Raw genomic sequence first — 15005 nt, 5'->3', positions numbered from 1 at the left:
ATCAGGGCGCACGGATCTTCTCGATACACAGGCGGAAGGGTGCTCCCATTCCGATGCGGGCGTCGGTCACGCCAGCTTCCGATAGGAAACGCTGCCATTCGGGCCTTCGGAAACTGCGGGCGAAGCTGACCGGCCCGTCGTGGCGGACCACCGGGTGCCGGAGGGAGAGGTGGGCCAGGGCGAAGAAGCCGCAAGACGCTAGGCGGCTACGGTAGAGATCGTTGATCAGCCAGCCTTTCTTGGCGGTCCGGTCCATCCAACTCAGAAACGGCGGGATGTCGTCGCTGTCCAGGTGATGACAGAACAACGAACTCATCACGATGTCAGGGGGCGGAGCATTCTCGATGTAGTCGAAGACGTCCGCGGTGATCCACTCGATGTCGACATGCGTATATTGGGTTTCGATCTTGGACGCCGATGCGGCGGCATGCGGGTTCATGTCGACGCCGCTGAGGGTGGCGGCGACGCCGTGCTTATCCAAAAACTCGGCGGCTCGGCGCAGCCCATCGCCGTGACCCGAGCCGATGTCCACGATATGCAGCTTTTCTGTGGGTGGACGGAGCTTCAGATACCGCGCGAGAAAACCGGTGATAGGGCGGTAGCCAAGGCTCACCACGTTGACCGAAGCCAGGCTCTTTAGTGTGGCGTCGAACAGTTCGAAGGATGTCTCGCCGTCCATCCGTTCGGGCATCGCGCTGGGCTCGATCCTTTGAGCGTAGGACGTGGTGAGCGCTGGCGGCAGCATGAGACCTCAACCTGCAGCGGTGAAGCGCATGGTCTCGGCGGTCAGGCCGGGGCCGAACGCCATGGTGATGCCTTTGGCTCCGGGTTCGGGCTCGCTTTGCAACATGTGTTCGAGGACGAAGAGCACCGTAGCCGACGACATATTGCCGAAGCGGCGGAGGATCTCCCGCGACGGTTCGAGGGCGTGCGGCTGCAACTCCAAGGAGCTCTCAACCGCGTCGAGAATAGATTTTCCTCCTGGGTGAACCGCCCACAGATCAATATCATCCGTCCCTTCCTGTGAGAGCGCCTGCATAGCCGTCGGCAGACCTCGGCGGAGGGCAGCGGGCGTTTCCCCGGATAGGTGCATGTCGAAGCCGGTGTCCCCCACCTGCCAGGTGATGAGCGAACGATCGTCCGGCATGGTCGTGGTCTTGAAACTGTCGAGGCGGAAGCCCTCAGGATCGGCAGTCACCAAGGCCGCTGCCGCACCATCGCCGAAGATCGAGAAGGAGAGCACTTTCTCGAGGTCGTCGGTCTCGTGAAGATGCAGTGTACAGAGCTCGACCGATACGCACAGTACCTTAGCGTCCGGTTCTGCCAGCACGATCTGCCTCGCTAGTCGAAGAGCGTTGATGGCTGCGTAGCATCCCATGAACCCGATGACGGTCCGCTCAACCGATGGATTCAAGCCTAGGCGCTCCGTAAGCTGAAGGTCGATGCCGGGTGCGGACAAGCCTGTGCAGGTGGTGACCAGAAGGTGGGTCACGCCGTCCAGATCGGCGCGTAAGGCCCTGACGGCTTTCTCCGCAAGGGGGGCGGCCTCCCGGTCGTAGAGGGCCATCCGTGCACTGGTCGGCGGGAAGCTGCCGTAACGGTAGAAGTCCTCCGCATCCATGCTGGCTTCGGTCTCAAGCGGTTCGAGCGGTGAGTAGCGTGCCTCGATCCCCGACCTCTCCAGCATGCGGTCGAGGAGCACGCGTCTGCGGTCGGTGATCTGACGCCTCGCGAAGGTCTTGAACAGCCCGTGGACCTCGTGGGGCGGGTTCGCACTGGCGACGGCGTTGAGATATGCGGCAGACATAGCGTTAGCGTTGCGCGTTGCCGCGCTGCTGGCAATCGCCGGGCGCAGTGAGGCCTGAGGTCCCGCCCTAGTTTTCCATCTGGTCGATCAGATCGCGGACACCGACGTCGACGCATCTCACTTCGTAGTCAGCGAGGCCGAACGGCATAATGAGCCGATCGTTGTGGACGATCCCACCGCAGCTATAGACCGCGTTAGGGACATAGCCATGGCGGTCCTGGTCGTCCGTCCCGACCAGCGGGACGGAAGTCCGGCCGATCACCTTGGACGGATCGTCGAGATCGAGAAGGGCGGCCCCGATCGTGTACTCGCGGACAGGGCCGACGCCGTGGGTAAGGATGAGCCATCCCTCATCGGTCCGCATGGGCGAGCCGCAATTGCCCATATGCATGAACTCCCACTCGTAGCGAGGCTCGAGCAGCACCTCGCCTCCTGACCAGTGGCCGAGTTGGTCGGAATAGAGAAGCCAGACCTTCTCCGCGTCCTGGCGGCCGAGCATGGCGTAGTGACCGCCGATCTTGGAGGGGAAGAGCGCCATGCCCTTGTTGCCGACGGCATCGCCTTCCATGTCGGAGAGCGAGAAGGTCTCGAAGTCCTCCGTATGAAGCATCTGCGAGGCGATATGGCGCCCGTCATAGGCGGTATAGGTGCCGTAATAGCCGCTTCCGTCGTCCATCTCGACCAGACGAAGGTCTTCGATACCGTTCGAGGTGGCGGCGGTGAGGGGAAAGAGGATACGTGAGCTGAGTGGGCCGCCGTGCAGAAAGTTCACGTCTGCGATTTTGCACTCGGTCATCGAACCCTCCCGCATGCGCAGGCCGGAGAGCTCGCCGCGTTCGTAGACCCCATCGGGCTCTGCCACCTCCAGGGTGCCGTCGGGCTTGATGACGCCCTCGCGGAAAGCCACCGAGGAGATATGCCCCTCGCCTACGGCGCGGACGGAGAGGATGACCTTCATCTCGTCGCCGTCCTTATCGTCCGGGTGCCGAACGACGGAGGGGTTGAAATAGGCGGTCGATTTGAAGGTGTACTCGCTCATGAAGAACGCGCCGATCAGGTAGCGGCGCGTCTCGTCGTATTTGTCCGCATCGAGAAGGGCGAAGCGAACCTTGTCCCAGCGCTCGCAGATGATCTGGTCGAAGTTGCGGTGCCTACGACCGAACTGATCACGGACCTTGGCGAGAAGCGCTTCGCACTCTTCGTCCGACAGCGCGAGCAGGCGTTCCGCGGCGGAGCGGACCTTGCCGCTCTCGTTCGAGACATAGGGCGCGCGGATGACGACCGGTCCGAAGGGCTGCAGCAGCACAGCCTCCTGGTCGGGCGGCAGCGAAAGATCCTGCAGCCTTGCTCCGTCGATCAGTTTCATATGGTCTGTCCCCCGGCCACCTGTTCGAGGTGGTCGCTCTGTTCGTTCAAGGTGAGGCGGCGCAGGTCCCTGATGGACAGGCTCGCCTGGTGGAGGGCAAGCGTGCTCTCCGCCCCGCAGTTCTGGTTTCCTCGCTCCGCGTGGAGGCCGTCGAGACAGGAGCCGTCGCTCATATCGGCGAGGGGAAGCCGCAGCCGGTTCTGGCCGAGGAACCAGGCATAGGCCTGCTCGGCGATATCCGCCCAGCTCTCATCGCGAGAGAACCGGTAGGCGGCGACGGCTGCGTCGACCAGGGCGGCGGCTTCGATGGGCTGCTCGTCGATCTTGTGGAACGCCGTGTAGTCCTGACCGAAGTTCCTGGTACCGATGAAGTTGAAGAAGTCGCCCTTCCACTGAAGCTCGCAGAGCCAGCGGAGGGTCTTGAGCCCTTCCTCCATCCAGTCCTCTCGTTTCATCACTTCCGCTGCCAGAAGAAGACCCTGGGGCAGGCGTGCATTGTCGTAGCTGAGCGCCGTTTCGAACCACACCCAGTCGGGCTGGCGGGCGGCTATCTCGCCGCGCTGGTGCATCAGGTGCTTACCCAGACGCAAGAAGGGATCGTCCCCATCGGGTCCGTAGACGCGGCGGCGCTCGTGTTCCGCCAGAACGGCGAAGGCCAGGCTACGTGGCGACTGAAGATTCTCCCTCAGGGGGCGGGCGCGAAGATAGGCGTTCTCCGCCCATGCCCTCAGCCCCTCGTCACCGGCGCGGGCGCTGGTGAGGCCCAAGGCCCAGAGCGCTCGCCCGTTGCTGTCGTCCGACCCGCCCTGATCGAGCCAGTTGCGGTCGTAGGACATGAAGTTGCGGAAGCGCACCTCCTCCTCGTTCCAGGCATGCTCGAGAAACGCGGCGCAAGTATAGGCGGAGCGCGCCGCGGCGGGGGGTGTCTCGCTTCGCCCGGTGGCGGGCGCTACGACCATCAGCATGCGTGCGCAGTCATCGGTGCAGTAGCCGTGGCGGCGGTCTGGGATCTTGTGGACCGCATGCTGAGCGATGCCGACACCGTCGTTGAGACGGGAGAGATGAGCGAAGGGGAGCTCGATGCTGGCCGCAGGCGCGTTGCGGCTGAAATCGACGAAGTGCAGCTTGCGTCGGCTACGCCAGTCCGACGACACTTTCTGCATCAGTTCGGCATAGCGGTGACCGGTCGCCTCCCAAGTGAAAGCGTCGGCATAAGCGCGGGCGCGATCGGCCATGGCGAGGCGCTTCTCGTCATCGGAGAGCAGCCCCGTGATCGCCGACGCCATGGCTTCTGGATCATGCGGCGGGACGAGGCAGCCGCGCCCGTCCGCCAAGAGTTCCTCGGCATGCCAGTAGGGCGTCGAGACCACGGGAACGCCGTTGCCGAAGGCGAAGCTCAGCGTGCCCGATGTGATCTGCCGAAGATTGGGGTAGGGGGTGACGTAGACATCGGCGAGAGAGAGCCAGTCGAGTAGCTCACCATCCTCCATGAAGCGGTTGACGAAGTGGAGGTGCTCTACGACGCCCAACTCCTCCGCCAGTTGGACGAGGCTGTCGCGATAGCGTTCCCCCTCGTCACGCAGCACCGCCGGGTGGGTGGCGCCAGCGATGACGTAGACGAGGTCCGGATGAAGTTTGACGATATCGGGCAGGGCGGAGATGGCGGTTTCAATACCCTTACCAGCGGAAACGAGGCCGAAGGTGAGAAGCACTTTCTTGCCGCCCAGGCCCACTTGCTTCTTCTGCGCTTCCGGATCGGTAGCGGTCCGGCGGTAGAAGCCGTGCTCGATGAGCACGATCTTTTCCTCCGGAACGCCGTACACTTCTTTCAGAAATCTCCGCCCTTTCTGCGACATGGTGACGAGCTTGGCGGAGCCTGCGATTACGGCGTCCATGGCCCGCCGCTGATCCTCGCTCGGATCGGGAAGTATCGTATGGAGTATACTGATGACGGGTTTGTCGAGCGTCGAGAGGAAGCGGCCTAGAAGAGAACCCGACGCACCGCCGAATATTCCGAACTCATGCTGAATGCAGACGATATCGACGGGAAGCTGATTGAGCTGCTGAGCCGCCTTTATGTAGCTGTCGACATCATCGCGGACGATGGAGGGGCCATCGGGGGCGAGGTTGCTCTCCAGAACGGGGACCGGCACGGAGTAGGACCGGGCGGCACGGCTGACCGCGTCTTCGAGAGCCGTACAGAAGGTGGCCAACCCACACTGCCGGGGCGGCAGGGTGCTGACATAGGCAACCGTGAGCGCCTCAGACGAAGCTGCCGACAGGTTCGTGGCGGGGGTGAAGCTCATCTTGGTCCTTTTGAGGGGCAGGGTGATGACTAGATCGGAACACGCAAGCTCAGACCCTGTTCCTGGAACCCTTGACCGAGGCGGCACTCCTTCGGATGTGGAGCTTTAGAACCGCCGGGGTCAGGGGGATCAGGAGACGGGTTGCGCTTGTGATTGTTTGGTAACGGGCGGCGCTAGCGCCCCTAGAGCAGCCCTTGCGGCGTCCGAGCAAGGCAGGACAAGCTCGCCTCCTATGCGCTGCGTATCCCTCAGAATAGCTTGGCGGGCGGCTTCCGGAGAGCCGAACTGGAAGCCGATCTGCGATGCGTAGGCGAGACAGGCGTCGATCTTGACACCGAGATGATCGCTCACCCGCACACTAACCCACTCGCTGCTCGGATCGGGGCAGCGGACCGCGTAAGGAAGATCGCGCCAGAGAAGAAGCCGATCCGCGCAAGTTTTCTCGGCGGCTGCCCTGACAAGGACGTGGTCGATATGGTTGCCGTGGCAGAAAGGGGCGAGCACCAAGTCTGCGCCCTCCACGATCTCCGGCAGCATGTGAGCGAGTTGGGACGTGAGCGGATCGTTCGGCACTGCTTCACCGAAGAGAGAAGCGGCATCGTGGTAGCCTCGGTTGGGCGCTTCGCAGAGCTGATGGTGGAAAGACCGAACGCCAAGTATGCTGGCAGCCGCTAGGTCCTCCTCACGACGAAGAGCCATGTAGTCGGTCTGCCGCGAGAGCCCCTTATCGAGCTGACAGGCTAAAGCGAACCCCTCCGCCGGGTGGACACCTCCGGCGAGCAGCGTGTGGACCTCGACTTCATGCGAGCCGGCGAGACGGGCGAGCAGACCGCCTACGGAGAAAGCCGCATCATCGAGGTGCGGGGAGAGGGCGACGATCCTCACGCCGAACCCTAGAGAAGGTGCGGTGCCGCCCTGAAGCGGCAGGTGGGATCGGCTTGGGCGAGCTCGATGGAAGGATCGTACACGGCTTCCCAGTCAGGGAGGGGGAGCTGTCCGAGGGCGCGTTCGTAGACCTTCTCGATGGATCGGCAGACGACCGGCCAACTGTACCTCTCGGTGACGTCCCTCTTCGCAGCTTCTCGAAGACGTTCGCGGAGCGCCTTGTCGTCGATGAGCGGCTGTTGCAGATCGGCGAGACCGGTGGCGTCGCCTGGCTCTACTAGAAGGCCGTTGCGCTCGTGTTCGATGGCATCCACCACCCCCACGGCCCGGCCGCCAATGACCGGCAGGCCCGAAGCCATTGCTTCGAGCACGGTGTTCGAGAAACCCTCGGCATAGGTCGGTGTCACGAACAGATCGCACTGTCGGTAGATGGACGGGACCGCCGAGTAGTCCGCTGCGCCCATTATCTCGACCTTTTCCTCGAGACCGTTCGCGGCGACGAAGTGTTCCGCCTCATCGAGATCGGGGCCTACGCCGGAGACCACCCCTTCGAAGGCGACGTTCCGCTCGCAGAGCAGTTTCCAGCTCTCCAGGGTGTCGATCAGACCTTTACGCCTGTCGGCTCTACCGTGAAAGAGAAGCCGTAGCGGCGTGTTTTCGGGGCGCTGAGAGGGGAAGAACCGGCTTGTACTGACCGCTCCCGGCACGATGGTGAAACGCTCGGCATCCGTGCCGTGGTTGCCAATGACCTCGTCCCGAAAGCTCTTACAGCCGATAATCACCGCGTTGGCGTGGTCCAGCACGGCCTGCATGGCGCGGCGGTGGGTCTCGCAGCAGAGCCCGACCCAGTGACCATCACCGCCCTGGATCGAGACAATCACCGGAAGGCCGAGCCGCTCACCTGCGATCAGTGCGGCCAGACCGGTGGGATAGGCATACTGAGCGTGAAGGATGTCGAAGGGCCGCTCCCGGTGAGCTTCTATGCACGCGGAGACGAGTTCGTTGAGATCGCGCTCGAAGTCGGCAGGCTGCCCGTGGGGGGCAAGCTCCTCACCCTTCGACCTGAAGCCGATCGTCCGTACGCCTTGTGTAGGAGGGGGCGTGCCGCCCCCATAGATGGCGATACCGGGCGCGTCTCCGCGGTACTGGGACAGCATGGTGATCTCGTGGCCGAGGTCGCGCATGCCTCTGATGAAGTTGTAGGCGTAGACGGACATGCCGGAGACCGCAGGAAAGTACCGTCTCGAGAAAAAACAGACTCTCATGACAGATGCTCCTTGAGCCAATGAATAGACTGGGGAACAGCCTCGTGCGCGCGGGGCGATTCACGCGACAGTTCGACGCAGAGGAGCCGGTCGAAGCGGATGCTCTGAAACGATCTCAGAACTTCCGGAACATCGAGGTCGCCTTCGCCGAAGGGGAGATGGATGTGTATCCCCCGGTTCATGCCCTCGATGGCGGCGGTGCCGATATGCTCTTGATACGTAACCGGAGCTTCAGCCGGATCGCTCTCGCCCGTCACCCACAGATGCCCGACGTCCAAGGCCAGTTGCAGAGGGCCGCCTAACTCCTCCACCGCATTCTTCAGCTCGAGAAACTCCAACACGGTTTCGATAGCCATACCGGGCTCCGGTTCGAAGGCTGGGATCACACCGTACTTCTCAGCGTAGCTGGTCACCTCGGCCGTTCCCTCAACGAGACGCTGGAAGGCTTCGCTTCGGGCCGAAGCGGTATGCGGAACACCGGCCCAGAACGAGACGGCCTCGCTTTCCAGAATATCTGCGATCTCCACCGCTCGCTGAAGGAAACGAATGCGCCGCGCGCGGCCCTCCGCATCGTCACTGACCAGAGTAGGCTCGTGCTTGCGGCGGGGGTCGAGAAGGTACCGGGCACCGGTCTCGATCACGCTGCCAAGACCGGCGCTCTGCAGATGCCGTTTGAGGGCTATCGTGTCTTCGTGCCAGCTATCCGCAAACGGATCGAGGTGGTGCCAATCGAGGGTGAGCGCCACCCCGTCATAGCCGGAGGCGCCAATCAGCTCGATGGCGTCATAGAGCCGGTGGTTGGCGCAACCATTGGTATTGTAGGCAAACCGCAAGCTCATGCCGCATCCCTACGACCGGCCATTACGCGGGTGACCCCTGGTGTGGGCTCGCGGTAGAGGAAGTAGAGGGGAGCGGTGATGCGGTCGAGGCGCTCCTTGTCGAGATAGAGGGGGCCGCCCAGCTCCGCCTCTTGCTCCGGGCGAAGAGTAAGCTTTTGCCGACCCGGTCCCGGTTGGTGTCTCAGCAGCGGGTCGCCCCTTTCCAGAAGGCGCCTCGCGCCGCGAACGCCGAGGCGGTAGAAGCTGGCTAGCTCCATCTCGATGCCCGGCACGAGGACTTTCGCAGCGTAGGCATCGCCCCGCCTAACGGTTTTAGCGTAGGCCGTCATGTTCTCTGCCTGCAAGCGGTCCAGCATATAGCGGACCCGGTCCTCAGGCTCGTTGGGAAGGCGCGCCGTATCGAGCGACGAACTCGGGAAGGTGCGATCTCTTCGGTAGACGGTGCTTTCGAGGCGCTCTCGAACCTGCCTAGGCGAGAGCGCCAGAAGCTCCTGCATCGCTTCGACAGCCCTCGGTTCTTCCTGTGCCGGGTCGATCTTGGCCGCCCGTTCCGAAACGACGCTAGGCTCATAGTGCCGGTGGACACCGGTCGTGTCGTGGCTGAACACCTTGCGTGCTCGCGCCGCCAGCGCCTCCAGCAGAGCCTTGCGTAGCGCGAGGGGCAGATCTGGATCGGCTGCCTCGCCGCAGGCGGTCATGGCAAGGGGGTTGTCCTCTCCCTCCACGACGGGAATGGCGTAGACGCTCGGTATCCCGACGGACAGATCGGCGAGCTTGAACAGGATCGTAAAGCCCCGTTCCTGAAGCCTTGCCACCAGTTGCGCAGTATCGGGATCGAGGGGCGGGTTCTCGAGGATCCGTCCCTGATCGAGCGCCCTGAAGCTCGATGCGTTGCCGTCCCTCTGGCAGAGCTCCAAAAGACCGTGGGTGATCCCCCGCGCTTCGCTATCCCCGGCACCGTTGCCGTTGCTGATCGGAGGTGTGACCGCTTGGTAGCCGCTCGGAAGGGCGGCGCGTGAGCTTGCAACAAACTCGATCGGTGCCCAGAACGTCTCGTCGGTGAGGAGGTTCCTGACGTCCGTCCAAACGAAGCGGTGCCGGTCCACATCATCTAGTCCGACAGGCAGAACGAGGCCGTAGGGGTCGATAGCAGGGAAGCCTTCTTTACCGTCGACCTCCTCGAACGTTCCTTCGGTGTGCGTCCACTCCTTCGCTGCGTCGGCCAGGGTGATCATCTCGAACAGCTCGCCGCGGGCACTGACGGCAGCTTCGAACTGGCTGCTTCCATAGCCCATACCGCAAACGAACGGGCCCCCGCTCCGGGACAAGCCTGAGCGCATCAGATGCACACCCGTTCGCAAAGCATCGCATCCCTCGATGGCGAACTCGCAGAACTCGCCCGAAGGAAGCCCTTGTCGGTAGAGGTCGGCGGCACGCTGAAGGGTTTCGGTCATAGGCTGTCGATCCTGATGGGTTCGGTGGTGAGCGGCATACTGAGCAGCTTGTCGTAGAAGGCGAGAACGAACTCGCGGCTCAACCCTTCCGCATAATCGAACGTCGTGGCGACGTTCCGGAACGGAAAGCTTTCGGCGACTTCCCTGTAGCGGCGTATCTCACTGTGCGTCAGCGGAATGGCGTAGTGGAACCCTTTATGAACCGAGAGGGCAACAGCTTCCCCGCTAGTGCCATAGTCGACCTTGAGTGCATCGCCGAGGAACAGGCATGCGCCTTCCTCGTCATAGAAGGCACACTGACCATCATAGTGTCCCCCAAGCTTCCGGTAGCGGATGGAGGGAGCTAGGTGCCCCTGATCATCGAGGGGCATGGTGACCTTGAAGGCTTTGGTATGCGGTATATCGAGGCGGTGTATACTGACCGGCGCGCTGCTATGGGCTTGAAGCTGCCACATCGCGCCGTAGCCGTGCGGGTGGGTGGCAGCGATCCGGTGAAGCGAGCCTATCTCCGACAAGGCACTATCGGAGTAGCACCCTGCAGCCTCGATGGAGACGGTTCCGCTGTCCGTACTGACGAGCCATCCGGCAGAGCCGAGGCCCAGCGCCGGTGTCTCCCTTGCGACACGAAGGTTGGGAGCGACCCTCGTGATTTCGGTGGTGCGGCCCGACTGAGCTTCGGCCAAGGTAACGAAGGAGAAGCCGTTCTCCGGCAGCGCGTTGCGGGGATCCATGCAGACGGGGCAGGAGAGGGGCTGCTTCCCCTCGAACCAAAGGAGCCATCCGCCGCAATGGGTGCAGGCGTAGTGGGTCAGCGCCATGCCGCGTCCCCCTCGAACCCCTGTTCCAGGAGCGCCACGAGCCTTGCGTCCTCTGTAGGGAGACGATCGGATTTTCTCGCGTTACAGGCTTCGAAGAAGCTGTCGAACTGCGCTTCGAAAGGCGGTGTCTGCCCGAACTCTATGGAGCGGCGCTCGCCGGAGGAGGTCGTGAGGGTGAGACATCCTCCAGGGGTCTGTCCCATCGTATTCTCGGCCAGGAGGATGCCCTCGCTCCCGATGATCTCCAATCGCCGCCGCGGCAGTTTCTCCGGGCGGTTGTAGCCGACGGTCTGGGAGAGAAGGATGCCGCTCTCCGTGCGGCCGGTCAGGACGCCCCCGTCATCGACGGCGTAGCCGTGAAGACGCCTCTGGCGGAGGACATGAAGAGTGGTCAGCCTCTCCCCGGTGAGATACTCGACGAGGTCGAGCCCGTGAGGAGCCAGGTCGATGACCGCGCCGCCGCCCGCCCGCTCCGCCTCGATCCGCCAGTTGTCCGGAAGGAACTCCTCATCGACCCAGCAGGCGTAGTCGATACGGACCTGCGTCAGTGTACCGAGCGTTCCTTCCTGGACGAGCTGCTTCATCAGGCGGTGAGCCGGGTGGTGGCGCTGATCGAAAGCCGTCTGCAGAACCAACCCGCGACGGGTCGCCAGCGCCGCCATCTCCTCGGCGTCGGAGCTTGCGATGGCGAGGGGCTTCTCGCAGAGCACGTGGCAGCCAGTATGGAGGGCGTCTAGCACGTGCTGCGGGTGCAGATGGTTGGGGCTCGCCACATAAATTGCGTCGAGCTTTTCTGCGTCCAGCATGGCTTGGTGGTCTTGATATTGAGGGTAACCCGGAACGCCCTCCTTCGGATCGGCGACGGCGACGAGCGTCCCGTCCTGAGCCGCTTCGATCGCAGGCAGAGCGAAGTCTCTGGCTACCCATCCGGCACCGATGATACCCAAACGGATCATCACCACCGCTCCGGAAGGTCGAGGAGCAGGCGGTGTCTCGCTGCATGATGATGCTGAGATAATAGGGCACCGTCGGCGGGAAGCGTCCCCTCTCCTGACAGATATCCTGCTCCGGCGTATTCCGCGGCGAAACCCTCATCGGGCCAGTGCGGGCCGTACGTGCCCTCTCGCTCCCGAAGGAGGGGGTTGCGGCGAAGGGCAGCGGCAGCGGGTAAGGCGAAGCGAAGGGCATCGAGCGGTGCCCCGCCCTCCACGAAGCTTACTGCGTCGGCCTCTTCCGCCCCTTCCTCCGGTTGGTGATTGCCGATGATGGCGTCAGTCAGTACGTCATCGGAGAAGAAAGAAGCTCCAGGCGACAGTGCCTTGTAGTCAGCGATGGGAAGCGGCGTACCGGCGATCCCTGTCGGGTCTGTGTCCGTATGCGCATGACCGATCCCGACCCGTCCGCCGTCAGCCAGAAGCCTCATTCCGTCGAGGGAAGCCTGCTTATCGGGGAAGAAGTAGAAGGCGTCGTGGCAGAAGACGCTCCCCTGGCCCTCGATGCGCAAGGGTGGTGATCCGGATACGGCGTCACAGCAGATGAAGCTCGTTTCTGAGCTGATGAACTTCTTGCCGAGCCAGCATTTAGAGAAGACCACGTCGCTGGCATAGGTCGCAAAGCCCCGCTTTGCTGCCTCAGCGATAAGCTGTCCCGTACCGCAGGCGACCTCGATAAGGGGCACCCCAGGCTCGGCCACCATAGCCATCAGCGCCAGGCCGCTGAGATAGGTAGGCGCGGACCAGCGGTGGGCGAAGTAGCTGGCGACCCGTCCATAGGCGAGCGCCTCCATGCTGCTGCGGAAGGTCGCTTCTCGGTCGTTCAGCATGGCTCGAACGTCTTCGTGCGAAGGCGGAGGGGTCGGGCAGAAATCGTCCTGGTCACGCAGGAGGGTGAGCGTCGCGTCTTCTATCCGGCCTGCCTCGATGAGACTAGTCGCCTCGAGCCTCATCTCCTCCCGGTTTGTTCGTAGCCATGGAATGCCCTCGATCACGGGCCAGAGCTTGCCTTCCGCCGAGCACAGCAGGTTCGCTTCTCGGTAGCTAAGCGGGCTGCCTGTATCCGGATCGAAGAGATTCAGCACGGGTCGATCTTCGCGGCGGTGAGGACCGTCTCGTGGTAGTCCTTGTGCGGGCCTTCATGCACCAGACCGTATGTCTTCGTGGCGATGTCGAGCGTGAAGCCGGCAGCTTGCGCCCGCCACCGCACATCCAGCACCCTGTCCAAGACATCAGCCGCATGGAACGCCATGGCTTCCGGCGCGGCTGAGGCGGAGATGATGTCGTGGGCTTCGTTCAGCTCGTCTGCCAGCGAAACAGGTAGCTCGGCGAGCGCCTTCTTTCTAAAACCCTGCATGACCGCTTGGAGGTGAGGCTCCAGAAGCATCTCACCGGCGAACCCGCCATCGGGCAGGTAGGCATTGTGCAGATGATGTCCCATCGCCGCGAGGTAGACGGTGCCGATATCGGCGCCGAAGGAGGGTGCCAGAAGGATAGCGTAGATCGCCACGCCCCAGCAGTGCTCGGCATGGCTCTCGGGCGGGTAGAGGAAGAGGCGCCCCTCGGTCGGATGGGTTGCTCCGGCCCTTGGCTGTTCGGCCAGGAGGGCCGCGAAGGCGGGGACGTCTCCCGTGGTTACGACAGGCTTTCCAGCCTCGCCCAGAAGAGGGTGGTCCTCGAACGATCCCTCCACGGACTTGGCTAGCGCGGCGGCCTCGATCGCGGCGGCCCGCTCTTGGTCGAGCACTTCCTCGAGTTCCTCGCGGCGAAGACCGGCGAACTGGTTGTCCAGAAGGGCGCGGCGCAGCAGAAGCTGGGCAGCCTGGTAAGGCTCGGCACCAGCGGTCAGAAGCGACCAACCCTCGAGGAACGCCTGCTCCGCCAGCGAGCCTTGGGCGCCGGCGCGCCGCATGCGTTTGAGGTCCTGAAGCGCTGGGAAGAGGGAGGCCGCCCTCGCTAGGCGAGTGGCGGCCGAGGGGGGCAGGTGAGCCGGAAAACTACTCGGCTGCGGCGCGGGCTGCATCGTAGCTCTGCTGCATGGTCTCACCGGCGAGCCAGGTCTGAAGGGCAGCCTGCTGCTCGGGGAAGGCGTGCTGGACAGTCTGGCCGGGCTGCGTCATGGGCGCCTTGAAGAACACGCCCAACGGTTCGAGAATGCCGCCCTCGCCACGCCGTTTGGCGAGGTCCAGGCAGCGGGCGATCTCGATCACCAGGGGCGCTGCGAGCACGCTGTCGCGGCAGAGGAAGTTCAGCTTGATCTGCATGGGACGTCCGAGGAAGCCTGAGACGTCGATATTGTCCCAGGCCTCCTTCTCGTCACCGCGCGGCTTGTAGTAGTTGATTTGTACGAGGTGCGATCCGACATCGTAGCCGACGATCGAGTTCAGGACGTCGCCCTTGGTTTCGATCTTCGAGGCGAGGCTGTTCGGCTCGTTGAGCGCCTCGCCGTCGCGGTTGCCGAGAATGTTGGTGGAGTACCAGCCGTCGATCCTCAGCGCACGGTCGCGAAAGGCGGGGGCCAGCACGGTCTTCATGAAGGTCTGGCCGGTTTTGCCGTCCTTGCCGGCAAGCGGCACGCCGGCCTCCTCCGCCATGGCGATCAGCGCGGGCACGTCGCCCGAGAAGCTGGGCGTGAAGTTGCCGTAGGGCACACCGCACTTGATGGCCGCATAGGCGTAGAGCATGGCCGGGCTGATCTCGGGATCGGAGGCGTCGAGGGCCGCCTCGAACGCCTCCTTGATGTGATAGATCGGGTTCTGACGGTCAGGCGTACGCTCGACCGAGGCGAGGTTGATGAGAACGGCAGAGCCGCCGCTCTCCTCCCTGAAGCGTACTAGATCCTCGATGAGGCAGTCGATCTTCTCCCGGTGAGAGAGGTCTCCGTGGCGGTGCTCCCCGTCGACGCCCGAGCAGAAACTGGCGTCGCCCATGGCAGGCCACGGCTTGATCTTCGCCAGCGCTTCCTCGGCGTCGTCGATCTGATCGCGGTCCAGAACCTTGTGGTGCTTGGCAGCAGCCAGGAGATCCTCCGCATAGAGATCCCACCCGCCGAACGTCATGCCCGTATAGGGAACGAGGCCTGGCAGGTCTCCCAAGGGCAAGCCGGTCTCATCCGCTTTGCCGAGCTTGAGGAGCTCGATGCCCGCCGCAGCCGTGGACGCCACAGCGCCTCCTAGGCCGACAATGGCCACTCCTAATTGTCCGTGCATCTGCTGGTTCCCTCCAGTCCGGGTAGAGACAGGTATTTTCTGACCGGACAGGAGGGTAGGTTGG

General features: G+C 63.4%; 13 protein-coding genes. All 13 read right to left on the bottom strand.

Annotated elements, in window-relative coordinates; translation table 11 throughout:
* Window position 1 precedes the first annotated feature (1 nt).
* Window positions 2-745, bottom strand: coding sequence for a methyltransferase domain-containing protein (locus NOG11_RS04670; RefSeq protein WP_256618521.1), 744 nt, complete (start codon window positions 743-745; stop codon window positions 2-4).
* Between the two features lie 6 nt (window positions 746-751).
* Window positions 752-1843 carry a type III polyketide synthase gene (locus NOG11_RS04665; RefSeq protein ID WP_256618729.1) on the bottom strand — a complete coding sequence of 364 codons (1092 nt, stop codon included), beginning with the start codon at window positions 1841-1843 and terminating at the stop codon, window positions 752-754.
* A gap of 31 nt (window positions 1844-1874) precedes the next feature.
* Window positions 1875-3173, bottom strand: a complete 1299-nt coding sequence (locus tag NOG11_RS04660) for a glycoside hydrolase family 130 protein (protein ID WP_256618520.1) — start codon at window positions 3171-3173, stop codon at window positions 1875-1877.
* Entirely contained in the window at window positions 3170-5479 is a 2310-nt protein-coding gene (locus NOG11_RS04655) for a glycosyltransferase family 4 protein (protein WP_256618519.1), read from the bottom strand. Before NOG11_RS04655 ends, NOG11_RS04660 begins: the two co-directional genes overlap by 4 nt.
* 129 nt (window positions 5480-5608) lie before the next feature.
* Window positions 5609-6364, bottom strand: coding sequence for a PIG-L deacetylase family protein (locus NOG11_RS04650; protein WP_256618518.1), 756 nt, complete (start codon window positions 6362-6364; stop codon window positions 5609-5611).
* Between the two features lie 8 nt (window positions 6365-6372).
* Entirely contained in the window at window positions 6373-7629 is a 1257-nt protein-coding gene (locus tag NOG11_RS04645) for a glycosyltransferase family 4 protein (protein ID WP_256618517.1), read from the bottom strand.
* Window positions 7626-8468, bottom strand: coding sequence for a sugar phosphate isomerase/epimerase family protein (locus tag NOG11_RS04640; RefSeq protein WP_256618516.1), 843 nt, complete (start codon window positions 8466-8468; stop codon window positions 7626-7628). The genes NOG11_RS04645 and NOG11_RS04640 overlap by 4 nt, the downstream gene beginning before the upstream one ends.
* Window positions 8465-9922, bottom strand: coding sequence for a YcaO-like family protein (locus NOG11_RS04635; protein WP_256618515.1), 1458 nt, complete (start codon window positions 9920-9922; stop codon window positions 8465-8467). Before NOG11_RS04635 ends, NOG11_RS04640 begins: the two co-directional genes overlap by 4 nt.
* Entirely contained in the window at window positions 9919-10740 is an 822-nt protein-coding gene (locus tag NOG11_RS04630) for an MBL fold metallo-hydrolase (protein WP_256618514.1), read from the bottom strand. The genes NOG11_RS04635 and NOG11_RS04630 overlap by 4 nt, the downstream gene beginning before the upstream one ends.
* Entirely contained in the window at window positions 10731-11696 is a 966-nt protein-coding gene (locus tag NOG11_RS04625; RefSeq protein WP_256618513.1) for a Gfo/Idh/MocA family protein, read from the bottom strand. The genes NOG11_RS04630 and NOG11_RS04625 overlap by 10 nt, the downstream gene beginning before the upstream one ends.
* Window positions 11696-12817 carry a class I SAM-dependent methyltransferase gene (locus NOG11_RS04620; RefSeq protein ID WP_256618512.1) on the bottom strand — a complete coding sequence of 374 codons (1122 nt, stop codon included), beginning with the start codon at window positions 12815-12817 and terminating at the stop codon, window positions 11696-11698. The genes NOG11_RS04625 and NOG11_RS04620 overlap by 1 nt, the downstream gene beginning before the upstream one ends.
* On the bottom strand, window positions 12811-13755 hold the full coding sequence (locus tag NOG11_RS04615; protein ID WP_256618511.1) for an HD domain-containing protein: 945 nt from the start codon (window positions 13753-13755) through the stop codon (window positions 12811-12813). The genes NOG11_RS04620 and NOG11_RS04615 overlap by 7 nt, the downstream gene beginning before the upstream one ends.
* Window positions 13730-14941, bottom strand: coding sequence for an inositol-3-phosphate synthase (locus NOG11_RS04610; protein ID WP_305888898.1), 1212 nt, complete (start codon window positions 14939-14941; stop codon window positions 13730-13732). The genes NOG11_RS04615 and NOG11_RS04610 overlap by 26 nt, the downstream gene beginning before the upstream one ends.
* Window positions 14942-15005: the final 64 nt, after the last annotated feature.

Source organism: Parvularcula maris (genome assembly GCF_024505085.1).
GTDB classification, from domain to species: Bacteria; Pseudomonadota; Alphaproteobacteria; order Caulobacterales; family Parvularculaceae; genus Parvularcula; species Parvularcula maris.
This window is presented reverse-complemented; position numbering and strand designations above follow the sequence as displayed.

What these genes read in the sequence shown, in the direction of transcription:
- NOG11_RS04670 (WP_256618521.1), bottom strand. Translation starts at nt 745, where the DNA reads ATGCTGCCGCCAGCGCTCACCACGTCCTACGCTCAAAGGATCGAGCCC.
- NOG11_RS04660 (WP_256618520.1), bottom strand. Translation starts at nt 3,173, where the DNA reads ATGAAACTGATCGACGGAGCAAGGCTGCAGGATCTTTCGCTGCCGCCC.
- NOG11_RS04655 (WP_256618519.1), bottom strand. Translation starts at nt 5,479, where the DNA reads ATGAGCTTCACCCCCGCCACGAACCTGTCGGCAGCTTCGTCTGAGGCG.
- NOG11_RS04645 (WP_256618517.1), bottom strand. Translation starts at nt 7,629, where the DNA reads ATGAGAGTCTGTTTTTTCTCGAGACGGTACTTTCCTGCGGTCTCCGGC.
- NOG11_RS04640 (WP_256618516.1), bottom strand. Translation starts at nt 8,468, where the DNA reads ATGAGCTTGCGGTTTGCCTACAATACCAATGGTTGCGCCAACCACCGG.
- NOG11_RS04635 (WP_256618515.1), bottom strand. Translation starts at nt 9,922, where the DNA reads ATGACCGAAACCCTTCAGCGTGCCGCCGACCTCTACCGACAAGGGCTT.
- NOG11_RS04630 (WP_256618514.1), bottom strand. Translation starts at nt 10,740, where the DNA reads ATGGCGCTGACCCACTACGCCTGCACCCATTGCGGCGGATGGCTCCTT.
- NOG11_RS04625 (WP_256618513.1), bottom strand. Translation starts at nt 11,696, where the DNA reads ATGATCCGTTTGGGTATCATCGGTGCCGGATGGGTAGCCAGAGACTTC.
- NOG11_RS04615 (WP_256618511.1), bottom strand. Translation starts at nt 13,755, where the DNA reads ATGCAGCCCGCGCCGCAGCCGAGTAGTTTTCCGGCTCACCTGCCCCCC.
- NOG11_RS04610 (WP_305888898.1), bottom strand. Translation starts at nt 14,941, where the DNA reads ATGCACGGACAATTAGGAGTGGCCATTGTCGGCCTAGGAGGCGCTGTG.